Origin of the sequence: Ruminococcus hominis (assembly GCF_014287355.1) — a bacterium.
Lineage (GTDB): Bacteria > Bacillota > Clostridia > Lachnospirales > Lachnospiraceae > Schaedlerella > Schaedlerella hominis.
Window position 1 is genome coordinate 1,866,792 of the sequence record NZ_JACOPE010000001.1, and the last position, 26,121, is coordinate 1,892,912.

General features: G+C 37.3%; 25 protein-coding genes. All 25 read right to left on the minus strand.

The annotated features are described in order from the left end of the window. Positions 1-6: 6 nt before the first annotated feature. The 25 genes from H8S40_RS08205 to H8S40_RS08325 all read right to left on the minus strand — a co-directional run bounded on the left by H8S40_RS08205 (position 7) and on the right by H8S40_RS08325 (position 26,114). Entirely contained in the window at positions 7-939 is a 933-nt protein-coding gene (locus tag H8S40_RS08205; RefSeq protein WP_186865016.1) for a hypothetical protein, read from the minus strand. 33 nt (positions 940-972) lie between these two features. After that, on the minus strand, positions 973-1,692 hold the full coding sequence (locus H8S40_RS08210) for a hypothetical protein (protein WP_186865017.1): 720 nt from the start codon (positions 1,690-1,692) through the stop codon (positions 973-975). Positions 1,693-1,707: 15 nt separating this feature from the next. Beyond that, complete coding sequence (locus tag H8S40_RS08215) at positions 1,708-2,721, minus strand: hypothetical protein (RefSeq protein WP_186865018.1); 1,014 nt, start codon at positions 2,719-2,721, stop codon at positions 1,708-1,710. Between the two features lie 704 nt (positions 2,722-3,425). After that, positions 3,426-4,040: a PBECR4 domain-containing protein gene (locus H8S40_RS08220; RefSeq protein WP_243238210.1), complete on the minus strand. Its 615-nt coding sequence runs from the start codon at positions 4,038-4,040 to the stop codon at positions 3,426-3,428. Next, entirely contained in the window at positions 4,027-4,218 is a 192-nt protein-coding gene (locus H8S40_RS08225; protein ID WP_186865020.1) for a hypothetical protein, read from the minus strand. Before H8S40_RS08225 ends, H8S40_RS08220 begins: the two co-directional genes overlap by 14 nt. A gap of 317 nt (positions 4,219-4,535) precedes the next feature. Then, positions 4,536-5,858 carry an IS4 family transposase gene (locus H8S40_RS08230; RefSeq protein WP_186865021.1) on the minus strand — a complete coding sequence of 441 codons (1,323 nt, stop codon included), beginning with the start codon at positions 5,856-5,858 and terminating at the stop codon, positions 4,536-4,538. A 251-nt stretch (positions 5,859-6,109) separates the two neighbouring features. Further along, positions 6,110-8,584 carry a hybrid sensor histidine kinase/response regulator gene (locus H8S40_RS08235; protein ID WP_243238212.1) on the minus strand — a complete coding sequence of 825 codons (2,475 nt, stop codon included), beginning with the start codon at positions 8,582-8,584 and terminating at the stop codon, positions 6,110-6,112. A 93-nt stretch (positions 8,585-8,677) separates the two neighbouring features. Further along, on the minus strand, positions 8,678-9,403 hold the full coding sequence (locus H8S40_RS08240; RefSeq protein ID WP_186865022.1) for a nitroreductase family protein: 726 nt from the start codon (positions 9,401-9,403) through the stop codon (positions 8,678-8,680). Positions 9,404-9,463: 60 nt separating this feature from the next. After that, positions 9,464-9,655, minus strand: coding sequence for a hypothetical protein (locus H8S40_RS08245; protein WP_186865023.1), 192 nt, complete (start codon positions 9,653-9,655; stop codon positions 9,464-9,466). 336 nt (positions 9,656-9,991) lie between these two features. Further along, complete coding sequence (locus H8S40_RS08250) at positions 9,992-10,726, minus strand: PD-(D/E)XK nuclease domain-containing protein (protein WP_186865024.1); 735 nt, start codon at positions 10,724-10,726, stop codon at positions 9,992-9,994. Next, a complete protein-coding gene (locus tag H8S40_RS08255; RefSeq protein ID WP_118738354.1) occupies positions 10,719-11,909 on the minus strand; it encodes a P-loop NTPase family protein in 1,191 nt (396 codons plus the stop codon). Before H8S40_RS08255 ends, H8S40_RS08250 begins: the two co-directional genes overlap by 8 nt. A gap of 276 nt (positions 11,910-12,185) precedes the next feature. Next, complete coding sequence (locus H8S40_RS08260) at positions 12,186-13,178, minus strand: hypothetical protein (RefSeq protein ID WP_186865025.1); 993 nt, start codon at positions 13,176-13,178, stop codon at positions 12,186-12,188. A 131-nt stretch (positions 13,179-13,309) separates the two neighbouring features. Continuing rightward, positions 13,310-14,188: a hypothetical protein gene (locus H8S40_RS08265; protein ID WP_186865026.1), complete on the minus strand. Its 879-nt coding sequence runs from the start codon at positions 14,186-14,188 to the stop codon at positions 13,310-13,312. Positions 14,189-14,494: 306 nt separating this feature from the next. Further along, on the minus strand, positions 14,495-15,508 hold the full coding sequence (locus H8S40_RS08270) for a hypothetical protein (protein WP_186865027.1): 1,014 nt from the start codon (positions 15,506-15,508) through the stop codon (positions 14,495-14,497). A gap of 10 nt (positions 15,509-15,518) precedes the next feature. Further along, on the minus strand, positions 15,519-16,199 hold the full coding sequence (locus H8S40_RS08275) for a PilZ domain-containing protein (protein WP_186865028.1): 681 nt from the start codon (positions 16,197-16,199) through the stop codon (positions 15,519-15,521). Between the two features lie 110 nt (positions 16,200-16,309). Then, positions 16,310-16,924: an NUDIX domain-containing protein gene (locus H8S40_RS08280; protein ID WP_186865029.1), complete on the minus strand. Its 615-nt coding sequence runs from the start codon at positions 16,922-16,924 to the stop codon at positions 16,310-16,312. Positions 16,925-17,009: 85 nt separating this feature from the next. Further along, positions 17,010-17,474: a prepilin peptidase gene (locus H8S40_RS08285; protein WP_186865030.1), complete on the minus strand. Its 465-nt coding sequence runs from the start codon at positions 17,472-17,474 to the stop codon at positions 17,010-17,012. 128 nt (positions 17,475-17,602) lie between these two features. Further along, complete coding sequence (locus H8S40_RS08290) at positions 17,603-18,367, minus strand: transposase (protein WP_186865031.1); 765 nt, start codon at positions 18,365-18,367, stop codon at positions 17,603-17,605. Between the two features lie 280 nt (positions 18,368-18,647). Next, complete coding sequence (locus H8S40_RS08295; RefSeq protein WP_117989313.1) at positions 18,648-18,890, minus strand: Fur family transcriptional regulator; 243 nt, start codon at positions 18,888-18,890, stop codon at positions 18,648-18,650. Positions 18,891-19,096: 206 nt separating this feature from the next. Beyond that, complete coding sequence (gene feoB / locus H8S40_RS08300) at positions 19,097-21,241, minus strand: ferrous iron transport protein B (protein ID WP_186865032.1); 2,145 nt, start codon at positions 21,239-21,241, stop codon at positions 19,097-19,099. A gap of 47 nt (positions 21,242-21,288) precedes the next feature. Next, positions 21,289-21,510 carry a FeoA family protein gene (locus H8S40_RS08305; protein WP_022075312.1) on the minus strand — a complete coding sequence of 74 codons (222 nt, stop codon included), beginning with the start codon at positions 21,508-21,510 and terminating at the stop codon, positions 21,289-21,291. A 26-nt stretch (positions 21,511-21,536) separates the two neighbouring features. Then, the gene (locus H8S40_RS08310) at positions 21,537-21,749 is read right to left on the minus strand and encodes a FeoA family protein (RefSeq protein WP_022075313.1); all 213 of its coding nucleotides are present in this window, start codon (positions 21,747-21,749) and stop codon (positions 21,537-21,539) included. Positions 21,750-22,109: 360 nt separating this feature from the next. Beyond that, positions 22,110-23,006, minus strand: a complete 897-nt coding sequence (locus H8S40_RS08315; RefSeq protein ID WP_276312735.1) for a phosphoribosylaminoimidazolesuccinocarboxamide synthase — start codon at positions 23,004-23,006, stop codon at positions 22,110-22,112. A gap of 156 nt (positions 23,007-23,162) precedes the next feature. Beyond that, positions 23,163-25,403: an ABC transporter permease gene (locus tag H8S40_RS08320; RefSeq protein WP_186865033.1), complete on the minus strand. Its 2,241-nt coding sequence runs from the start codon at positions 25,401-25,403 to the stop codon at positions 23,163-23,165. Positions 25,404-25,415: 12 nt separating this feature from the next. After that, on the minus strand, positions 25,416-26,114 hold the full coding sequence (locus H8S40_RS08325; RefSeq protein ID WP_118723474.1) for an ABC transporter ATP-binding protein: 699 nt from the start codon (positions 26,112-26,114) through the stop codon (positions 25,416-25,418). Positions 26,115-26,121 lie beyond the last annotated feature (7 nt).

A 26,121-nucleotide genomic window follows, 5' to 3' on the forward strand; every position in this document is an offset into this window, starting at 1 on the left:
CACTCCCTATTTTTTCGTTCCCTCAACTTTTATTATATCTTTCATTCCAGTCCAGTCCAAATCTTTCACTTTATCTTTCGATATTATATAAAATGGAATCAAATAATCTCCACTTCCCTCTTCCTGGTTCATTTCAAATGTTACTGTTCCCGCCCTAGTTGATGTATCTGCTTTGCCTATTTTTTGCAAGAAATGTTTATCTATTTCCACTGCTTCTGAATCCCATGTAATCGTTACATCTGCTTTTCCGTTCGAAATTGACACCTCATAGTTAAATGCATCGTACTTAGCCGGTGTCGATTCTGCATCATCGGAAGCATCTATGAAACTTCCCTCACATGTAAATACATTTACTTTTGATTCTGTACACGGAGAAATGACAGCTGCCAATATTTGATTATTGGTCACAGACAATTTTGTCGGTATTGCCGTTGCAGTAATTTTCAGATTGTCAACATCTGCACCTGAAATAGTCACCGTGTATTTCTTTGTACTTGCCGAACGCCCTGTTAAGGTTACGCCTTTTTCAGTATATGTATTTCCAGTTACTGTATTTCCATTAACAGTATACCCTTCATGTCCCCCCTCAAATGTCAAAGTTAAATCATATACGATATCTCTTTCATTTACTATTGCAGTGTTTCCTTTTACATAGTTATATATTTCAATGTTTATTGGTAATTTCGATTGGGTTTTCTGACTTTCAGTAAACAGGATTGTTTTCCCTGCATATTTATTTTGTGCTGTTCCATTTGCACAGATTTGTAAATAATTAGAAGTAAATCTTACTGCTTCTGTATCCCTGTTTCTGACAACGCCCCTCTGCGCATCCTGACTTGTATAAGCTGCATAACTTCCACCTGCTACTGCAAGTATTCCTGCCATCGCAAGTATCGCACATATAACAATTTTAAAATTTAGACGTTCTGTCAGCTTCATGACCATTCTCCCTCCCAGTCTATGATCTATTTACTATTTATTATCAATTTGAACCAGTAAATAAAAAATATCTGTTTCTTTTTCCGTTTCTGTCCAGCTTATTTCAATCACATAATAATTCAAATATTCGCTATCTACTGACGTGTTTGTCTTATCTTTCTTTACACCATCCTGTGTTTCATTTGCCAACCAGTAAATCGGCTCCGCATGTGCTTGTACCTGATTATAATTATCAAAGTTCCAAGAATGTTTTGAACCATTCGCGTACTTATAATCTGCTGTTGAGTTCCCTTCATTAATATAATGTCCATTTAAAGGTGTTGTGCTATATGTATATGTGTAATTGCCTTCTGTAACGCTTCCATCCGTCTTTGATGTCACTTCTGTTGCCGGATAAATTTTAAATGTCAGTCCTTTTAAATTCGTTGTGTGAACAATTTCGATTTTATGCCTTCTCGCATCACTGCTGACACTTACTACCCTCTTTATCGTTACAGTATCTCCTTTCTTATCATCTTCTGTATATGACAAATCAAGTGAGGACAATGCTTCCCCATGTGGTCCTCGAATTGCGATAGATGACGGCTCTGTTACCTGCATTAGCGTAGCAATATTATTTTCATGCACAAACCACGCTTTACTTACACCAAACGCTAGTAGAATTACAACTAACATACTTATCGTCAAACGGATCAACATTTTACATTTCGTATTCTTTTTTTTCGTTTCACATTTATCCGTTATATTCCTCATTACATATCTCCCATTTTACTGTACTGACGCTTCTATATATATGTAACATTGCTTCTGACCGATATATTCATCCGCATCATTGTAATACTTATTACACTGATCCAAAACCTCATCTGTCATTTGATTATTTATTTCACTTGATGTCGTGCCTCCGTAAAATAACTGGTTCTGATTATTATTTACAAAACTAAGCAATGTATTATAATCTGTATTGTTTTCAATATTTGCAAACAAATCTCCATATGTGTTTCTTGCATCATATACGTAATTTCTAAAATACTTTGGCCATATCCAGTAAAATGTCACCTTATATGGCACTCCTTCCTGAAAACCACCTTTCGGTGCACTTACAGTCATTTTATTTGTTTTAGATTCTGTATTGTACAGCCAGCCACTGTAACCTTGTGTATTATCCAAGCTCTGAAATAGCAATATATGTCCCCTTACCAAATCTGGCAGAAATTCATCTTCGGATTTTATTGCTTTATCTTTATTTTTTGATAACTCATATGCCTCCAAATCTATCGTCACCTCTACGCTTGATTTTCCCACTTCATTTTTTTTCGGAATAATATAAAATTCCAATTTTCCAGTTGCTCCTGGCTGAAAACTTTTTTGTTCACTCAAACGCCATGCAAGACCATTTGTCCCGATATAATAAGTCTGTTTCGTACTTACCTGTTTTCCTGTAGATGTATCAATATAATTTTCATATACTGTTGGTTTTCCATCTGTAAAAAGATTTTGCTTATTATCATCTTTTAAATAAGTGTTTTCTGCACTTATTCCTCCACCAACACTCGCCAATACAAACGGATTATCATCCATCGCTGACACATTTACTCCCGTTGAAGTCACCCTAGTATTCGACACAAACCAAGCTATTCCAAGTGCAATAATCGCTACCAATGCCACAAATGCATATACAAAACTTTTCTTTAAAAAATTTTTATCCTGCTCAATTTTTTCTAACAATTTATCTGTAGAAGTTTCTTCGATATCATCGCTTTTTTGTTCTTGTTTCGACATTGACAACCTCCTCCTGTTTGGGTTTGCCCATATATGTTATTTTTTCACTTTTAGACATAAAATCCAATTGTTATCTTACCATAATTTGACATTCTTTTCAATGTTGTGCCCAAAACTCAATATTTCTATGGTAAATTTTTTATCATAATCAAAATACATCAACAAAACATAAGTAAATGCGTTCTGTTATTACTTTATTCTTGTTGTACACTTGTATACAATTTCACTTTTCTTTCGATTCAAAAAACCATCCGGAGTTACTTCATCCAAATAACTTTCTAATATCCTGTTAACATTTTACATTTGTTTTTATTAAATCAGAAAAACATTCCACTGCTCTAATTCGATATATAAATTTAACTTAATTGAAGAAACATTTTGCCAAATGAAATGTTTGCTACTCCACATAAGGTGAAATTTCCTTCAATAATCCCAAAGCAACTAATTCCAACTCTTTTTATGCTCGCTTAGGATTCCACTTTTTATATTTTCAAACTTTTTCAATAGAAACAAGAAGCACCGCTCTTTCAAGTTTAAAATTAAAACATGTAATTACCGATTTTGTAGCTTCCTTTCATAAGGTTTTCAGAGCGTATAACTTGTATGTTAGTTTGCATTGTCATAGATTAATGTAATTTATCTGTTTTCTCAATAAAAAAGACACATACTCTTATATGAGCTGTGCCTTGTATGTTTGTGTATTTTTATTGCTGCCTGTTCAGACGATCAAATAGCACCTTAGTTGTATTGGTTGCGATATGTATCCGTTCTTTTTTCAAAATACTTCGTGGACGCTGGTTTTCACGGTAGTCTCGCTTCGTCTGCGTAAAAGCAGAACAACATACAAAATCACAAATCGAAATTTCTCCTAATGAACTGGATTTAATAATAAATATAAAATCCACTGGTGCTGTCGTACTGGAAATTAGGTAATCTGCTTTAATTTGCGTGGTGAAAGAATAGAACCGGGGCATATAAGAATGTAACTGAAAATCCTGTTCCAGCGTTTCCTTCAATCGGATCAATGCTTCCAGACGCGGTTTTACAGATTCTTCGTATTGTGAACCTTTTTCAATTTGATTGTGACTAATTTTTCCTGAAAGAATCACTTCCGTTGTTTTAGATGAATTGAATCGTGGCAAATTAATATCCTTCAAATATTGAAATCCTGCAAGATGTGGAAACTTCTCAGGCGGAAATGACAGATGAATTGTGTACAATTGCTGTTTGTAACCAAATGTAAAAACATAATAATATTCTGTTAGTTCTTTCCACGCAACTGCGGCATCATACAGTAATCCGTGATCATTGCTTTCCATACACACCATCTCCTTTTCCACAAAATAAGAGCCTTGCCGAAGCAAGACTCTCACTAAGCGTTTTTCTTCGATTCAAAGAATCTATTCGGCTTGTGGTTACCGCATAACCCACGTTCTGGCTCCACAATCGGCTGAAACCGAACCAGTCAATTGCTTCATCACCGCGATAGCTGATCATCGCCGCTATCCTCTAAAGTCATTATATCACAAAATCTCCAGAGTGCAATAGCTCTAGGAGAATTTTGTGGAGCTAGAATCTCCACGCTCATTAGTAGTATATGCAGAATTTCTGAAACAGAAACATTTATTGAATGTTTTTTCAGTTGATGGACCAATGGGGACGGGGTTAGTTAACTCTATTTTTACAATATATTGTAGATTACTAAGACTTGATGTTGTTATTCTTTTCTACAAATAATGAATAAAATTATTTTTTGTACAACAAAAAGACAGAGCTTTACATCTGTCGGCTACGTTTGTATAATATATTATGTATTAAGCTCTATTGTTAAGCGGTTTTACAGTTTGTGACCTTACTCGTCGGGCGGACGATTTTGTTACTTTGATAGCTGTTAAATGTCGCAATAATAGAGCTTTTACTATATCATTTTTTATCGGCCGTTTTATTAATTCGCGGGCTATAGGAATAACATCATCGAAAGATACTTTGTATTCATATTTTAACTTTTTCACTTTTTCTGACTTACTTCTTTCCAATGTAGCAAAAGTATGTAAAAGTGAAGAAAAGTTATACATTATCAACTTGGCAAACACTTCTTGAATAATCAAATCTCTATTCACAGAATGCAAATATACCAAAGAAAGAGCATATTTCAGACGTCTAAAGGATGTTTCAATTGACCACCTTTTCCAGTATAATTCCCCTAAATCATTTACGGAAAATTTATCTTTCGGTAAGTTGGAAACCAGATATTCATATTCCCCATTGCTAAGTTTTATACAGCTACACCGTATATTCATAGAATATATAGTTTTTGTATCACCTGGTGCGATTGGCTCAAAAAGTCGTTTATTTTTTACTATTTTAAATTTATTTAGTGTACAATGTCGTATGTTTTTTTTCGATCTTGTTACTCCCACAGTAAATTCCATATCTGATTCAACATTATCTACCAATAGATTTTTCAGAAAACTTCCAGAACTGGAAGGAGCCTTTGCTCTGATAAGGAAAAATTTATTATTGTTAATCAGATGTGCCACCGTATTTAAACAAATATATCCCCTATCTGCGATGAAGATTGTATTATCTGGTAATGAACACTGATCAACCATTTGACAGAATGCTTTGGACTCATTCATTTCAGGGCGAGGTTGAGTAACGGCAGTAACATAACGGTTTTCACAAATATCATAAAGAGCATTCAGATGCATTTGAAAAAAGTAATTATCACTTCTTGCTTGTTTAATGCGATATACAAAGTCTTTATTGTTGGTAGGAAGATTAATATCAGATCCATCTACAGCAACAAGATGAAATCCCTTATATGTTTTGGTAAAAGGGAGTGCTTTATTAAAAGAATTTAAGAGATACGGGAAGAACTCCGAATTAATCTTTTTACGTTGTTGGGTAAAAGCAGATTTTGATGGAATAGGTTTGTTACGGATTCCAAAAAAATTAAATAATTCCGTATTGGTTCTATTCATTGTGAAGCAAAGAGTAGCATTTATAGTATCTGTAAAGGTACATAATCTATGTCTGGTCATATCTGAGCCAGGCTTGTTTACAAAATCTTGAAGATTTTGCTCAGCATCATTTAAGACAGAGAAAAAACGTTTTCGAATTGTCGTTGGTTTCATAAAATTACCTCCTTGAAGAAAAAACATATGTCTAACTTCAAGGGCTTCCTTACTGATTAATTATCAGTAAGGAAGCCGCAAATTTCTGATATTTTGTCAACTATAAATTTGAAAAAATTACATAAAAAATATATAAAATAAACTTTTGGGCTTAACTAAACGTTATTGGGACGGGGTTAGTGGCTTTTTTTGCAGGCAAAAAAGCCACTAACCCCGTCCCCGTTGGTCACCCGTCCCCATTGCTTGATCCTCTACAGCCACTGTTTTAAGACATCATTTAGCTTATTCATATCAAGCGGTTTTGCGATATGTTCGTTCATCCCCGTATTTTTTGCCAGCTGTACATCCTCGGCAAATGCATTTGCCGTCATGGCGATGATTGGCACTTTTCCTCTGGCACCCGGAAGTGAACGGATTGCCGCAGTTGCTTCATAGCCATTCATAATTGGCATCTGGATATCCATAAATGTGAGATCATACTCATTTTCGGGAGCATTTATAACTTTTTCGACCGCAATTTTTCCATTTTCGGCGACATCGATCTCTGCACCTGTCATCCCCAGAATCTCTGCAGCAATCTCGCGATTCAGTTCGTTGTCTTCTACAATAAGAATCCTTTTTCCTGTATAATCTACCTTAGCAAATTCCTCAAGATAATCGCGTGCGTTTTTCTCTTTCTTCTCTGAGGTGAATTGCCGCAAGGCGGCTGTCAAACGCGAACGGAATAATGGTTTTGCTATAAATGCATCTACTCCTGCCGCTCTTGCATCTTCTTCAATCTCACTAAATTCAAAAGATGTGAGAATGATGATTGTAACTTCTTTTCCTATCCGCTCCCGAATCTTTCTGGCTGTCTCAATGCCATCCATTTCCGGCATCTTCCAATCCAGAATCACTGCGAAATAATCGCTGTTCATTTCATGACGTGCATAGCAGCGTTCCACAGCTTCTTTCCCTGTAAGTACCCATTCGCCTTCTATCCCTATATCCTTAAGGGTTGCAATCGTACTTTCGCAACAAGTCTTGTCATCATCTACAACCAGAACCGGCAGATTGATCAGTTCTTTTTCCTGCTCTTTTCTACTCTCCTGGAGTTTTAAATAAATCGTTACCGTGATTTTTGTTCCTTTGTTCAAAGTACTGTCAACCGTAATATTTCCATTCATCAGGTTGATAATATTTCTGGCGATTGCCATGCCCAGACCCGTGCCTTGAACTTTCGTTGTCCTATGATCATCCGCACGGCTGAAAGGTTCAAACATAATCTTTTGGTATTCGGAAGTCATTCCTATTCCGTTATCCTCGATGGAGAACTCATAGCATCCAAGTTCTGAAAATCCATTTGGCTTTTCTTTAATAGAAAATGTAATATTTCCTCTATCCGGGGTGTACTTGATGGCATTACTCATCAGATTAACAAACACTTGCTGGATTCTTAAGCTGTCACCACAGACTGCTTCGTGTTCAATGTGTTCGATATGCACTTCAAAATTGTGCCCGTGCTCGTCTATTCCCGGCTTTGTAATTGTGACCAAATTGTCAACCAGCTCTGACAAATTGAAATCTTCCTCCGCAAGAGACATTTTCCCGCTTTCGATTCGTGCCATATCTAGAACTTCATTGATTAGTCCCAATAAATGACGGCTCGACTTTGTAATTTTGCCAAGGCATTCTATCACTTTATCCTGATTTTCAATATTTGCCCCTGCAATGGCAGTCAAACCGATAATTGCATTCATCGGTGTCCGAATGTCGTGAGACATATTTGAGAGAAAATCTGTCTTGGCGCGGCTTGCATTTTCTGCGGTCTGATATGCCTCCTTCAATGCCTTGTGCGATTCGATTTCCGCCTTTTTCTCTTGAGATACGTCCATAGATGCCAATAGAACCTTCGCCAGTTTTGTACCTTTCCACTCTAATGGAATGAAAGACGCAATTTTATAAGTATTTTCATCCAACGAACAATACTCAAATTTATAAATGTCTCTTTCATCTGTCAGGTTCTTCCGAAGATTTTCTGAAGACAGCATAACCTCTATCGGTTCCAATGGTTCCAGCGTCTTATATTTTGCAGCCACCTGCCCCACAAAATCGTGATACGTTCCAGATGGTTTGTATATCATTTCCCCCTGCAGATTATAAAATTTGTATTGATCTTCTTCCAGATTACAGACTACAAAACGGTCTACCAGACGCACCATACTCTTGATTAAGAGTTCCATGGATGCATTGTCAGATGCCATCTGCATTCGTCTCATCGTCTCAGCTTTTGACTCAGTGATATCTCTCAGGAAAATCATCGCGTATTCGGAATCTTCAATCTCGCCACGCATGACGACGTTGCGGACCCATCGTTCTTCCCCATTCAAAATGATACGACATTCCTGGCACAACTCCGTCTCAAGCCCTTTTAATTTTTCTGTGATGTATGAACGATTGTAGAAATCCGTTACCGTCTTTTTATCTTCTTCGATAACATAATTATCTACAAAAAATGTAACCAGTTCATCCCATGTATGGCTCTGCTCAAAAGCCGTCATCAAGGAAGATTCCACTTTAATTGTATCAAATGTATTTTTTTCAAGATTTACATAGTATTCACAGAGGTTTGCGCTTGTGAACGCACGGTGAAAGGCTGCCAACTTCTGTGCCTGCATCACCGCAAATGCATTATCTCCCTGCTTCATTCCATCGGAAGAATATATTTCATCTGTATATTTATTCATAAAACTTATTTTTATCCTCTCATGTTTAATGCCATCCGGGACGGGGTTTTCTGGCTTTAAAAAAGCCAGAAAACCCCGTCCCCAAAAGGCCTCTCATCTAAACTGTTCCAAATATTCTGTTACTGATTTGCTCATTTCCTTTGAAAAGTCTGAATTATACTTTCGATTACAAAATGCACTACACCACTCTTCGTAGGTGCTGTTTTTACACTTATATGCAAACATCTCCCGTAATTCATCCCCGTCCATATTATGGTATGTATTCTCATGCACAATATGTTTCTGTTCACATCGTTCTGGTTTTTTACGTTCCATTTGTTGCTTTGTAGGCCAGCCAAATACTATCATAACTGCCGGAAATACATATTCTGGCAATTGTAAGAGTTTTCTCTGCTCTTCGCAATTCTCCATAATGTCGCCAATATAACAAGAACCAATGCCAAAGCTTTCTGCTGCTACCACTGCATTCTGTGCCGCAATGGCTGTATCTGTTACCGCAAGCATCAAATCTCCTACGCCTGGTTTTCTCGGTTTGCACCCTGCTTCCAGATAAGCATCATACCACTTCTTACAATCTGCACAGAACACCAGAACCATCGATGCCTTTGCAATAAATGGCTGGTGGTCGCAGCTTTCTGCAAGTGCTTCTTTTAAATTTTGATCTGTAATATCCAAAATTGTATATAACTGCTGACATCCTGCTGTCGGAGCCTGCATAGCCGCCTCTAAAATCACATTCTTCATCTCGTTTGGGATTGCTTTTTCTTTATATACTCTCACGGATTTTCTATTGTATAAACTTTCTATAATTTCATTCATTCTTTACTATCCCGCCTTCCTTTTGCATTACTTTCTGTCTTATAAATTTCATATTTTTCATTATAAATGTTGGTACTTACAAGTGCAAGATGATAGTATCCGCAGTGCTGGATTTTCTTCCATAACTCTCATTGTTTTCACCTGGAGTTCACGATATTCTGAGTGACTCTTTTTCAAATACTTAGTCACCCATTTCTCCACCGATTCCCATAAAGTACTTTGTTCCCACATGATATCCTGATTTGTTCGCATATTGCATTTCTCCCTTCTGAAGTTCTCTTTTCAGTTACATGACTATACCGGTAACTGGGGAAATAGCAATTCATCAGATGTACTGAAAATGCGTGGAGGAGATTGGGGATAGTAGACAATATGGGGAAATCGAAGAAAAAGAAAAGCCATGGCTTTTAACCATGACCTTCTTTTTATCGTCCGCTTGTCGCTACACCTGCAAGTTTAACGGTAACATCATATGTCGTTGTATCATTTTCAATTGCTTTACCATTGACGCAGTCAGCATCAGTGCCTTCCATCCAAATATATACATGAACAATTGTTCCGTTGTAGTCTACTTTTCGGCGATTTTTATTACAAATTCACTGGCTGCAATACAAACAGTTTCACTGTTTTTCCATCAAATTGTTTATTAAAATAATCATTAAAATTCTTAGTTTCTTTTATAATCTTCTTTTTGTCATATACATAAAAGAAAATATTTTTTTCTGGATAATGAACAATATCTGCTTCTATTTCTTCTATTAATTTTTTATAAGTCATTGAATTACGGGTACATTTTGCTTCTAAAACCACATCTAAATCTGAAATAAATATATCTTCTCGAACTGTTCCAACACCAGAGTCCTTTGATACTTCTTTTCTTATTCCTGGATAAAGAGGTTTCAATGCCGCATATAATAAATGCTGCAAATCATATTCGTTTTGTATCGTTATTTTCTTCAAATTTTCATGTTTTATTGTTGCTCTTTTATCAGGTGAATATTCTGTTAGTGCTTCTAAAAAAAGATAAAAATTTTCCAAATATATTTCCAGATTCTTTAAATCCGAATTTTGATCTTCTTCCTGTGTCAATGCAGATAAATAATCTGTTAATTTGATCTTCGCCATCAACATATTTTCTTTATTTACTTCATCTGAAAAGCGATTTTTTAAATAAGTTGCTCTTTTTCTGACTTGAACAATAATATCATTTGGATACTCCTTGATCCTTAGCATTTCGTATAATTCTGTAACAAATTGATCATACTCATTAATTTCAAAAATATTTTGTAATTTTTCGATATATGGCTTCAACCAGTTATCCATTTTTTCTTCCCCATCTCAAATAAAACAAAAAAAGTGGATCCAATACATATACTTTTCCATCTTTCCATTCAATTGCCCTGTAAATTTCTTCTTTTGCTTCCAGTACGTTTTGTAATTTTCTTAAATGCTCTTTAACAATTGCTTTATCAGGATTCTTTTCATTTGCTGGCAGCTTAATCAGTTGAATAATTCTACTATAAAATATTTCAAATGAGATCTCTGTTAATGGCGGATTTTTAGCAAGTGATTCAACAATCAAGCCATACATATCTAACAACTTTCCATCTGTTGTTTCATACATTTTTCTTTGTTGACCTCGCTGATTGGGACCTTTTCCCATCGTATTAACTACATCAGCATAGCTGAAATTCACAGTTGTAAACTTATATGCTTTTTCCAGAATTTCATCTGTTACTTCTTGTTTATTTTCATCTTCTAATAAAGTACAAATGCTTAAACATATATACTGCATCAGTTGTGGTGATGTCAGACATTCAACAGCAAGTTTTTCAGCAATAGCATCCGAAATTTTAATATCGAGTTTTTCAAATCCCATTAGTGCAATTTTTTCCAAATCTTCTTCTTTCCACGTATCAATAGTAATCAAACTCAAACGTCCTGATAAATCGGCATTCTGACGAATTGCATCATCTGATCTGTGAGGAAGTGAAACAACTATAACTTTTAATTCTCTGCGTATTGCATCTTTTAATTGTTGCGCTATTTTTACCTGCATCTCTGGCGATGCATAGTGAAAATCATCTATAACCAAGACTTTATCATGTTGGATATAATATTCAATAATTTTATCTTTTGAAAGAACATATTTTTCATTTTTTCCATCTCTGTCTGTTATTTCTTCGGTCTTTGAAAATCTCTCGGTCGTTATTTCTCCCATATAAGGCAACTCAACCTTAGCCGCTACTGTTGCCCAAAAATCTGTATTTTCATTAAAATCTGCTCCGGAAATTTCAACTATGTTATCTAATCCAATAACTTTCTCACATAAGATCGTCTTTCCCATCTTTGACGGACCAATAATAGAAGTCAGACATCCAGCGGTTCGCAGTGCTTGTTTTAATCGTAATTCATAGGATATATCTGTATCCTCATAATGACGCGATACATATGTATATGTCGGGTATGCACCTGGTTTAAATACTTCTTCGGCTCTCATTATCATTACTTTCACCTCCACATGGATTTATTTGTATTATAACATATTTATATGCTTTTTAAATCTTTTTTATACCTTTTAATACCTTTTCATGTAAAATTTGCTAATATATCAGATACCCGGAGGTATCTTCGTATTATTGCTAGCTTTATATCCATAAGTTAACCTTCTAATTTGAGATGTAGGGCTTATCATTTACATTATGGATAGTAGATAATATGGGGAAACTGGATAAAAAGAAAAGCCATGGCTTGGTTGCCATGACCTTTCAAAGGAACCTATTTAATTTCCATTGGATGTAATACCTGCCAAACGTAAAGTAACACTATAAGTTGCCTCATCTTCTGTGGCACTATTATTTACACAATCTGCATCTGTGCCTTCCATCCAAATGTAAGTTCTAAGCAGGATACCATTATATCCGACATTCTTTGCAATTGCTTCACTATTATTTTCTGTATATCCAGTCGGGAATACATAATCCTCATCATCCTTTATGACAGACCAATTTTTTCCGTTTTGATCGGAATAATGGGTATCATAGATATATGAATATGACACTGGAGTCAGCTTTGCTGCCTGATCTACAGTAGCAATACAGGTCATTCCATTTTCTGCAGCAGCATCATTCCCTTTTCCAGTTTCTTCTGTAGGTGCATATACAACTCTCAATGTTTCCGTTCCAGTAGGAGTTTTTCCATCAGCGGCTAGTGGTTGAGTCGTAAGAGCAATTCGCATAGAATCCGGAATTGTGGTCGAGGATGCCATCTTCCCATTATCAATAGTAACGGTAATCGGTTTTCCTTCATTCGAATCCAAATATACATCTGCCAAACCTGTTTCTGTCATAGTATAAAGAATATATTCACTTTTAAGATATGCATAATGCGATTCACCACCAGCTTCATATTCCCCAGGTTTTGCATCAGCCTTTGTATTGAACGTGGGCTGTGTATATGTTGTAACATTACCATGTGAATCCCATCCAAGACAAATATACCAATCCTTTAAATCACTTGTAGATGATGGAGTAATTTTTCCACCAAGTGTTGTTGCAGATAGGGACTGATTATTTCCACCCTGCTGTGCACCTTTGTCAGCTTCTGCAATCTGCAAAATGAAACCATTCGTAGTCGCACTGATTGTAGTCGTGTTTGCTGTTACGGAATTATTTGATACATACCATGCATATGTGGCTGAGGTTAATGCAACACCAGATATTAAAACTGATGCAGCAGTTGCCACCAACTGCATTTTCATTTTCTTTATATTCATACTCTTACATCACCTCTCTGCTTCTACATACCAAAAAGTAAAAATTACTTTTTGCTCTTTGGTATGTACCCCACGCCACAACCGTGGGGTATAAAATAAATTTTTAATTAGTATTCCTATTTTGGTAAGAATTACTTAGAATATGTACCAGTAGAACCAGTAGATCCACCTGCTGCTGTATTGTCAGCAGTAAAGGATACTGTCAGACCATGTGCTGTCTGAAGCTGTGCAAGATTTTTAGTATATACATTTGTATCATCACCATCATAGTATACATACATATCAACTTTTACTTGGTTTGTAGTACCAACACCCTTAAATCCATCTGTCTTTAAGATGAATTTTCCATTTGCATCTTCCGTGATATTGGTAAGCTGTTTTACTCCTGTTCCGTTATAAACAATCCAATTGTCACCGCAGATAACTAACACTCTCATAGCGTTAGTTAAATCTTTTTCTGTACTATCTACTGTCATCTTGACATCGCTAACACGAAGATTTTTCAGTTCAGTAGTACCTGTTTTTTCACCAATGTAGAATGTCTGTTTAATTGCAAATTGAGACTGAACAGCAGCATCAGCAGTTCCTGTAACAGCAGTTCCTGTGATTCCATTTGCGTCTGCAGTACCTACAATATCAAACAGAGTTTCTGTTTTCATTGTAGTAGCTCCTGCGTCAGACGCAAATGCAGACTGCATAACATATCCTTTTTCACCATCACCTGTAGTAACAGCATTAGCAATTAAATCCACTTTTGCAGGATAAAGTGGTTTAGCATTTCCTTCATAAGAAGCTTCTGTACCAGAATTTTGTGATGTTACAGTTTTGTCAATTACCATAAATGCAGCATTTGACTGTGCACTGATATTTGTGGTTGTACCTTTAACGGTATTATTACTTACAAACCAAGCATATGTACTTGATCCGAGCGCTACAGCGGCAACGCATACCATGGCAATGGCTGCAGCGAGCTGTTTTTTCAGCGCTTTTACATTTTTTGATTCATTCATATTTTTTCCTCCCATTCGTATTTTACAACAGAATATCCTCTCTTATTGAGATGTTGGATTCCATATATCTCCATCCGCATTTTTCTAAAATAGCTTTTGTATCATCAATAATTTTCTACTCTCCTGTTATCAAATCGTACTCTCACCGGGCCCGGTGGAAAGAGTTTCTCCGTCACCTTTTTCCGGTGAGGATCCCATCTCATAACAGGTATGTATTTTTATCCTTTTTATTCCGTTGTACTTTTCGTCATGTTATGAATTTTATTTATATAAGCAGTTGTTGTGGCACTGTTTATACCTAAGTTATCATTTGTTTCTCCGATTCTCCCAAGTGATGTCACGATCTGAATAGTAACTGTCGTTCGGAGCTTCATTTCCTGCTGCATTAATTGGCTTGTCTCCGCTCAATGTATCTTTAATATCTTTTACAAATTTCCATACCAGACTTGTGTTGTCGTCTATATCTGAATCTATATGCATGCTAAATTGCACGCTTCCACCGATAATGGAATCTACACATTCGGGATCATCACCTTCCATCCAGATAACAATGGTGTATCTGTCTACATTTCCTACCAGAAAATTTTCTTCATGATAGCTGCAGACAACATCCTCTGATTTGAAGTTCACGCAACCTTTTTCTGCTGAACCATCTTTTGCAGGTTCAGCATATACGACGCGTTTTCCATTTCTCCACACTGCAACACGCACTGCTTCTTCAGCGCCTTTTGCACATGAATCTAATGTAATTTTTGCGATGTATCCTAAATCCTCTTTTCCTGCATTTCTTACATAATATGTATAAGCCATGTAGTTTTTTCCGTTATGACTTCCGGATTCTCCATCTAAGTTGTCTGGAATATCGTCTATCGAAATATTTGTTGCATCTTTTACTGAACTGGCTGTAAGTCTTGCAGTTGCATCGTTGAATTCTCCGGTCTCGGAAATGCTGATTCCTCTTCGATATAATTCCAAACGGTTCAAGTTGATGGTGAAGTTTCCCATCTTTTCCTGTGAAAATGCAATAATGAACAGGACAGCTACTATGAGCAGCATTCCCATCAATACTAAGTTGAGCTTGTCCATTCTCAGAAGTGCGGCGCCGATTCTCTTTGGTTTTCTGTGTGGCACGTACATGCTGACGATTGTTTCCGGATCAATGTCTTCTCCTGATTTTTCCAGCATTTCTTCTAATTCTTGAATACGGACAATCTGATCGTTTGCTTTTTTTCTTTTTTTCTTGTTCTTTTGTTTTTTGTTTTTCTTTTCTATCTTTTCGATATTATCGGTATTGTCGTTTTTATCTTTTTTCCACTTCATTCTACGCTACTCACAGCTTATATCTTTTCTTTACATAAGCTACATATTCTTGCATTTTTACTTTTTCATCTGTATTTGCAAATCTTAACTGAATACCTGTAACAAAGCGGAATGGTCCGCCTTTTGGCATCTCTCTCTCCCAGCAGATAACGCCAACGACTTCTCTTGATGGCATCCCTTCGGAAGCATTTCCCAAACGGGGAAGTGTAAAAATACAGGTTTCTCCGACTTCAAACCAGCGATTCATATAGACCGCAAGACCATTGTTTGAAATATCCATCGTCTCGCCGGATTCTTGTTCTATCTCACCTTGTGAGTTTAATTCCCAGGTGTCTTGCATGAATTTGACCGGAAGCTCAACTTTCATACGAACATCGATACGTTTTATGAATTGTCGGTTTTCAGTTACTCTTCGAATCTTCCAATAACGACGGATTCCTTCTTTTATTACATCGTCAACGTAACCTGCAATGATGCGGGTTTCTTCTCCTTCTTCGTAGCGGAATAAGAATTTTTGACTTTCATCTGCCTGTAGTGGCTTTCCATCTAACATTGGAATCGATACAAGAAATGCTGATTCGTCGAGTTCTTTATTAAATGTACTTAGCATATTGAATACCGGCTCCTGACCTACTGCTGCATCTTTTGCAAGCTGCATCTTCGTCCCGCGCTTGATATCTAATGTTCCCATTCTATGTTTTGTCTCCTCTGGTTCTGTCTTGAATTATATTTTTTCATTTAGTATCTTACCATATGAATTGTGAGAAGTCTATCATTTGTTCACAGAGTGTTCACTATTTTTTACATCTTTTTCCAGCTTTTAAGCTTCCATATTGCATATCCGATAATCAGTGCATGGTCAAACGCCAGTCCGTCATTTTCCAGAATTCTCAGTTCTGACTCTGGAATCCATTTTTTCTTTTCTTCGTGAAGAACCGCTTTTAGTTCTTCTTTGTCTGACTGTAATTTCAGCACCCAGTTTTTGTTTTCATTCTGCTTCATCGATACTGCAAACCATTTTGCATCACTGGCATCATCTCCTGCTTTGATGGTATATTTTTCTGCATCTATCAGTGCTATATAGCTTGCGGATATTACTCGGTAACGAGGGTCTCTGTCGACTGTGCTTGTAGTTCGAAGCTGCTCTAAGAATTCGCAATCCACGCCTGTCTCTTCCAGTAATTCTCTCCGCGCGGCCTCCTCGATTGTTTCATCGATGCCGACAAAACCTCCCGGAAGAGCAAATGCATTTTTATAAGGATGTTTTCCTCTCTTAACCAGCAAAAGCTTTAATTCTCCTGAGTCAATATTTTCCATATTACATGTTGAAAAAATTACGATATCTGCTGCCACTGAAGGTTTTTGATACTTCGATGCGTCGTATTTCTTTAAAAATTCCTTTTCTGTTTCTTCCATATATATACCGCCTCTTTCTGATTATTTTTGATGGTATTTACCAATCACATCTTTTCTATACTGTAACACAAATATTTTGTTATGTTCAATGCTGGATTTTTAAATACCACGAAACAATCTCATTTCCCCAAAAAGCAGCTATCGACAGCCCTATTGCTAGGAATGGTCCGAAGGCGAACTGATCTTTCCTATCTCGTTTTCTGTTTTTTAGCATAATAATCCCGTAAACGCTTCCTGCTATGATTGCCAGGTTCATTGCACATAGAATGGAGCTCGTACCTAAAAAGAAGCCTGATGCGGCCATTAGTTTGATGTCTCCGCCGCCGAAGCTCCCTGGAATCAGTAAGGTCAGCAATAGCATTGGGCCGGACACAACCAACATGCCGATTAATCTATCCAGCATTCTGTATTCTGGTATGAGAAGCATTTGCACAAATGCAAGGGAAAAGATGATGATATGAAATTTGTTGTGGATTATTCGGGTTTTATAATCCTGCCAGGCTACGCATAGCAAGATTATTACATAGATTACATTTATTATAGTGCTCATATTATACTCTCCGGGGGGTGCCAGTGGGGACGGGGCTTCTGGCTTTTTTGGTGCCGTTGGGGTGCCGTTGGGGACGGGGTTTCTGGCTTTTTTGGAGTGCCGTTAGGAAGAGCCACTAAACCCCGTCCCTAAATGGTCCTTTCTCGTATTGCATTATTTATTGCAGTTCTGGAAATTCCCGTCAAACGACTGAGCTGACGTATGGAAATGCCTGAATAATGTAACTTTTGTAAGTATTGATTTCGCAGGGTTCGATCAAGATGTTGAAAATCAGATGCGGATTCGCAAGACGTTTTCTTATGAATTATTTTCAATGCTTCCGTGTCAGAAAGCCGTGATAAAGAATTATATTCCATGCATTTTTCATCAGAAATATATTGTAAATATTCTATGCATTTTTCATTACTTTGAAATAAATTTATCGCTTTGTCTATATCTACAAACGAAGATTGTGAGATTGCATAATCGTAATAACTGCTCCACCTATAAGTTCCGACAGCAGTTTCCAGTCCCGCGTGAAGCGGATTTTGATGAATATAGCGGAATACAGTCCGAAAATATCCTTCATCGTTTATCGGTTCGCTTTTATACCTGTCTTGAAACAAATATCCGATGCGTTTATATTTTCGATTGTACCATTTAACAAATTTCACCTCTATCCTTTTCATGATTGTTCCTAAATCGGTGGTTGTTTGTTCCATTAATAAGTGAACATGATTGTCCATCAAACAATATGCATACAATTTGAATTCACATACTTCTTTGTATTTTTTTAATATACGGATAAATTGCAAATAATCCTCATTTTCTTCAAAAATGATTTGCTTGTTGACACCTCGCAAAATGACGTGGTAAATGCCAAATCTACTTTTTTCTCTTGGTTTTCTCGGCATAAGTTTTCCTTTCTTTATTATATTGTTCTACTTTTTGGAATTTTTTGATTTTTGTTAATAGAATCGTTTTGAATAAAAATTTGACTTTTGATTTTAGAATAATCTATGATTTTAACTCGGAAGACTTTTCTTAAGTAGATATAAAATATCATAAAGAGAAAGATTTTACAACCGCTTCTGTAAAATCTTTCTCTTTTTTCTTTTATTCTATGGAAATGTTATGTTATGTGCCATTAAACTCCGTCCCTAATTGGTCCTGACGAGCCACTAAACTCCGTCTCTAATTGGTCGCTCCTACCAGATAAATGTTTTTCCTCGTGATTGCACCAATCTCTTCTAATGAGTTTACCATTCGATAAACTGTTGCCATTCCGATTCCTGGATCTAATTTAGAAGCTTTGTAATGGATTTCCTTGCATGAAGAGCAGTCGCCCTCCAAGATAGTATCAAGAATTGCCAGTCTCTGTTTTGTTATACGGCATCCATGTGCTCTCAACTGCTGAATTATTTCTTCTCTATCCATATCTGACAATCCCTTCTTTTTTTATTTGCATATTTGTTTTCTTATTAGTTTCGTGTCTATTTGGCATGTTTAAAACTCTGAAGAGCCACTAAATTTCAAGAAGCCACTCCGTCCTAAAGAGCCACCCAATGGCCACATGAAGAGCCAGAAAACTCCGTCCCCGATAGCCACCAGATAGCCACTAAACCCCGTCCCTAAATGGTTCCCTAAATGGTTCCTGCACTTACTTTTAATGTCTTGCTTTCTTTGTAAGGTCTGAACAGGAGGTAAAGGAATCCTATAATGAGAATGAATGCTACAACTGTTCCTACACCGAAAGTTCCGGCTGTGATGAGTGTACCAATCTGGTAAATGCAAAGTGATACTACGTATGCGAGCAATGTCTGATATCCGATTGCAAACCAGAACCATTTTGCATTGTTCATTTCACGTTTAATTGCTCCCATTGCTGCGAAGCAAGGTGCGCATAAGAGGTTGAATACGAGGAATGAGTATGCTGCAACTGCTGTCATGCTTCCTGCGAGCTGTCCCCAGATTTCTGTTCCGTTTTCTGCAACTTCTGCGAATCCGAAGAGGATACCGAATGTACCTACTACGTTTTCTTTTGCGATGAGTCCTGTAACGGCTGCAACTGCCATCTTCCAGTCACCCCATCCAAGAGGTGCAAACAGTGGTGCGATTACGTTTCCGATTGAAGCGAGGATACTGTCGTTAAGCTGTTCTGCTTCAAGCATTCCGAATGAACCATCTACCCAGCCGAAGCTCATTAAGAACCAAAGCAGGATTGTTGACAATGTGATGATTGTTCCGGCTTTTTTGATAAATGACCATCCTCTTTCCCACATGCTTCGAAGTACGTTTCCTACTGTTGGCATATGGTATGCCGGAAGTTCCATAACGAATGGTGCAGGATCTCCGGCGAACATTTTTGTTTTCTTTAAAATGATTCCTGAGCAAATGATTGCTGCGATTCCTACGAAATATGCACTTGGTGCTACCCATGAAGCCCCGTCAAACAATGCACCTGCGATCAATGCGATGATTGGAAGCTTTGCTCCACATGGGATAAATGTTGTTGTCATAATTGTCATTTTACGGTCACGGTCATTTTCAATTGTACGAGATGCCATAACTCCAGGCACTCCACAACCTGTACCGATCAACATTGGGATGAATGATTTTCCTGAAAGACCGAATTTACGGAAAATTCTATCCATGATAAATGCTACACGAGCCATGTATCCGCATGATTCCAAAAATGCGAGGAAAATGAAAAGTACAAGCATCTGTGGTACGAAACCAAGAACTGCTCCGACACCGGCTACGATACCATCAAGGATCAATCCCTGCAGCCATGCTGCGCAATGAACAGACACAAGAAGCTTTTCAATCGCCGGTGGAATAATTTCTCCAAAGAGCACATCATTTGTCCAGTCTGTTACAAAAGCTCCTACTGTTGTAACGGAAACGTAATATACAATCCACATGATCACTGCAAAGATTGGAAGTGCCAGCCAACGGTTTGTTACGATTCGGTCAATCTTATCTGATGTTGTCAGCTCTCCTTTTGCTTTTGATTTTGTAATACAATCTCCGATAATGGAAGAAATGTATACATAACGCTCATTTGTGATAATGCTTTCTGTATCATCATCAAATTTCCCTTCCATTTCTTTGATCTCAGCAGATACATCTACTGTTGCTTTCATCTGGTCTTTGATCTTATCATCTTTTTCCAGAAGTTTGATCGCAAAGAATCTCTTCTGTTCTTCTGGAACGATTCCTGATAATTTGTATTCTACCTTATCGATAATTGCTTCTGCATCTCTTGAAAATTCATGAACTGTTTCTGCAGACTGTTTTTTCTGGGCAAGTTTCACTGCTTTGTTTGCTGCTTCTTTGATTCCTGTTCCTTTTAATGCAGAAATCGCAACAACTTCACAGCCAAGCTTTTTACTTAATTTGTCCAGATGGATTTTATCACCGGTCTTTTCCAGGATATCAATCATGTTTACAGCCATGATTACCGGAATACCAAGCTCCATGATCTGTGTTGATAAGTACAAGTTACGTTCAATGTTTGTTCCATCGATAATATTGATGATTGCATCTGGTCTTTCACCGATCAGATAGTTTCTTGCAACAACCTCTTCCAAGGTGTATGGTGAAAGGGAATAAATTCCCGGCAAATCCATGATTATAACATCTTTGTGTCCTTTTAGTTTTCCCTCTTTTTTCTCTACAGTTACGCCTGGCCAGTTACCAACAAATTGATTGGAACCTGTCAGTGCATTGAACAGTGTTGTTTTTCCACAGTTCGGATTACCTGCTAGTGCAATTTTTACTGACATAATGCTTCTCCTTCACTCTCTCTTCTAAAAATTTATATCACTGTTGATTACTCAACAAGAATCATCTCGGCATCTGCTTTACGAAGTGATAATTCATATCCTCTAACTGTTACTTCAATAGGATCACCAAGCGGTGCTACTTTTCTTACAAAAACTTCAACACCTTTTGTAATTCCCATATCCATGATTCTTCTCTTAACAGGTCCCTCTCCGGTAAGTTTTGTAACTTTCACTGTCTGACCTACCGATACCTCTCTCAATGTTTTCATGCTGTTCATCCTTTCTTCTATGCTTTCTATACCATGATTTTGTTTGCCATATCTTTTCCGATTGCTACACGTGACTCTTTCACATTCACAATCAGATTTCCTCCGATATCAGAGACTACCGTTACGGCTCCTCCTACGACAAAGCCCAGGTTCTCTAGAAATCTTCTTGTATCTTCTTTTCCACCTATACGCTTAATAATGTTTTCTTCTCCCGGATTTACCATTGTTAACGGCATCATGTTCATCCCTTCCTTAGTTTTTATTGATAATCATTTTCATTTTTCATACGTTAGTTTATGCTAATTCTTATTAGATGTCAATACCTTTATTGATAATTTTTTCTCATTAAGAAAAAAAAGTGGGACCAATGGGGACGGGGTTAGTGGACCAAAGGGGACGGGGTTAGTGGCTTTTTTGTTTGCAAAAAAGCCACTAACCCCGTCCCCTTTGGTCCACTAACCCCGTCCCCATTGGTCCCACCCACCACAAAAAAAATGAACCACTTTCGTGATTCATTTTTTTGTCTAGGTATCGATTAGGGCGTCCATCCTAGACATGATATTATATTTTCAATTTTTTATGTAGTTAGCAATTTAATCTTATTTCAGTTTTTCACCTGTCAGCATCTCATATGCCTGAAGATATTTATTGATTGTTTTATCCACGATATCCTGCGGAAGTGTCCAGTCATTATCCGGATTTGCTTTCAGCCAGTCGCGGGCAAACTGTTTGTCAAAGGATGGCTGTCCATGTCCCGGTTCGTATCCTTCAGCTGGCCAGAAACGAGAACTGTCTGGTGTGAGCATCTCATCACCGATTACAAGATTACCATTTTCATCCAGACCAAACTCAAATTTTGTGTCTGCAATGATAATTCCTTTGCTCAGTGCGTACTCTGCACATTTTTTGTACAATGCGATTGTACAGTCACGCAATTTTTCTGCGTATTCTTTTCCCTGTCCTGGGAAATATTTTTCCAGATGTTCTATACTCTGCTCATAGGAAATGTTTTCGTCATGGTCACCAATCTCTGCTTTTGTTGATGGTGTATAGATTGGCTCAGGTAATTTGTCAGATTCTTTCAATCCTTCCGGAAGCTTGATTCCGCAAACAGTTCCATTCTCTTTATAGCTTTCCCATCCGCTTCCTGTAATATATCCACGAACGATGCACTCGATTGGGAGCATCTCCAGCTTGCGGCACATCATGCTGTTGCCATCGAATTTGGGCTGCTGGAAATATTCCGGCATATCTTTCACGTCTACAGAAATCATGTGGTTTGGAAGAATATCTTCTGTAAGATCAAACCAGAATTTTGACATCTGAGTCAATACAGTTCCTTTTTTTGTCACTTCATTATTCAGAATTACGTCAAAACAGCTGATTCGGTCTGTTGCAACCATGATCAGGCTGTCACCATTATCATAAATCTCACGTACTTTTCCTTCTTTAATTGGTTTTAATTCCTGCATCTTTTGCACCTCGTATTTATTCATCATAGCTTTTATTATAGCGATACAAACAGGAATTATAATCGAGTCTTACCTTTAGCTGCATTTCCCATTCTTTCGCTACAGATAACCTACCACCATTTATACTTGCATGTCAATGAATCCGACTGTTACATTTTCTTATAACTATTTATAAGAGTATCATTCAACATTTTTTAATGCCTGTGATAATGGGATTCTTCGGATTTTTTTCGACTGGATTATATATACAACCAGATAACAAAGCATTCCCAACACAAACATTGTCGGATAAATCCAAGGAGCTATATAATATGTCAGCCAGCCTGAATAATCCTTCATCATAAGATAATAGATCACTTTTATCGCTTTATCACTGAGCGGTATCGCGATTATCAAAGAAATCGCCACAACAACGCCCGTTGCAAGGCTGTATAAATTTCCGGCTTCTCTGTCGGAATACCCAAGAATCTTAAGCATTGAAATCGACGCTGCATTTTTCTCGATAATAGTTTTTGCAAGCAAATAAATTACGATGATATAAATCATCAAAGCAAATCCATTCATCATATAAAAAGTCTGTCCCATAGAGTCTTCGAGCTGATCTGCCATAACTGTCAGATCATGTTCTGTAATCGTAGATGCAATCATTGTATCGTCGATATCTTCTATTTTTTTATCTGTAAAATATCCGCTAAAATAATCCGGATCTTTGTCAAATATATCGCAAAATGTGGATTTTGATAAAAATATACACATCGTAGCCGGATAATGATAACTTCCGCTCACCTTAAATGTATATTTATTATCTCCGTATTCTTCATGGAGCTTGATTTCGTCTCCAATTTGGATACCATATTTCTCCATATATCCGTCTGACAGTACGACTTCTCCATCTTTCAGATCCAAATTCTTCAAATATTTTGAATGATCCTCGATTCCATAAACCGTAATCTCTTCGTCACTACTGTTTTTCAGCTCTGATACTGCATATTTTTCAGCACCTGATGTCTCCGTTTCCAAAGGCATTTTCAAAATATACTGATAATTCGCAATTTTTGAATCGAGTACTTCTGCTTTAAAATGAGTCAGCAATGGTGATAACATCATTCCAAACAACATCAAAACACTTGCGAAGAAAATACCCGCAAACAACGTCAGATAAGCCGCTTTATTTTGCAGAATCACACGGATGCGGAATCGGGTAATAAATTTCCAGTTTGGAAGGCTGATTGCTCTTCTTTTCTTGTTTCTCTTAAGCTCATGTCTTAAAAATTGTAATGGCGGCAAAGTCATCATGGACATGATTACAAGGAAATTTACAACCAGAAGTAACACAAATGGTATGACTGTCGTTTCTATAAAAGCATCTGCATTCCAGATTGTCGTGTATGTCGGAAGCGAATAACTATGGTAATACATCCCTGTCACAACATATTTCATCCATGTATACCCGAGTACATTTCCTACAACAGATGCGACCAGCATAACAACCACCGGCAGCGTCATATAATGCCGCACCAATTCGCCTCTCGTATAACCGGACGCCAATAAGGTTCCGACTACGGAAGATTCCTGCTCAATCGTACTTCTCGCCGTAATCGCAAATATAAATGCCAGAATAACGATTACGATATAAAGCAGCCACTGTACCATTACCTGGTCTCCGCCCATATCGTCTCCTGTGAAGGTGATTGCCTGATTGTCCTGACGGGCAACAAAATCTGTCATGACAGCTTTTTTCTTTATGATATCCTTGATATCATTTGCCTTATCCTCCTGCTCTTTGTCAGATAAAGCCACGTCATCATTTACCCACGCATAACATTTCTTAAGACCAGCATCTCCAAATTTATCAAACGCATGTTCCGTTACAAGCGCAACTGTAAATTTATTCGCATCAAACATCATATCAGTATTATTTTTAAATAATGCACTGTAATCTGATAATGCGACCACCCCTGTAACCTTGTATTTTTTGCCTTCGATTTTCATGGTATCGCCAATGGCAATCTCATTATTTTCTGCATACAAGCGGTCAATCACGATTTCATCATCCGCTTTGGGATATTCTCCTTCCATCAAGTCCGCTTTATTTACATCATCACGCATCTTATACAGACGGATTGTATGTTCTTTTGCGATTTCTTTATCTTTATAGAACATCGGATAAATCGTAATATCTTCTTTTTCTTCTAATTCCTCTTTTAATTCATCTGAAATGGAATCGGTTAATACAAAATGTCCATTCTCGACATTATATTTTTCAAAGCTGTTATCATAGGCTGATTTGCAGCTTCCGTCTGCCACAAGAAAACCGGAACAAAATCCTATGATGATCGTAAAGAACAAAAAGAGGGCCAGATATTTTCCCCATTCCGCCCTCAGCTCACGCAGATATCGTTTTGATAATGGATTTTTCATACGAGCACCCCCTTACCATTCCAACTCTGCCACAGCTTGTTTCTTGTCATTGTAAATGCATTTGCGGATCTGTCCGTCACGCAATTTGATGACCTGATCTGCCATTCCCTGAATCGCATCATTGTGTGTCACAAGAATAACCGTATTTCCGAATTTTTGATTCACATCTTCAATCAATTGTAAAATTTCTTTAGAGGTCTGATAATCCAATGCTCCTGTTGGCTCATCGCAGAGCAAAATATCCGGATTCTTAATCAAAGCCCGTCCAATTGCGGTTCTCTGCTGCTGTCCTCCTGAAAGCTGATTTGGAATTTTGTCTTTATGTTCCCATAGCCCCAGTGTTTTCAGCAAACCATCTAGCTCCAGCGGATTTTTGGATAAATATGCGCCAACCTCAATATTTTCCTTTACGGTCAGATTCGGAATCAGATTGTACGCCTGAAATACATAACCTAAATGTTTTCGACGATACTGGGCCAACTGCTTTTCATTCATGCTCTCCATCTGTTCATCGCCGATTCGAATCGAGCCGCTATCGATATTTTCAATGCCACCGATGATATTTAACAGAGTGGATTTCCCTGACCCTGACGGGCCAAGTAAAACACAGATATCCCCTTTCTTAATCCCACACGAAATACCTTTGAGTACTTCTGTTTTGTTTTCTCCGCTTCCAAATGATTTTTTTACTTGATTCAGTTCCAGATACATAGATGTT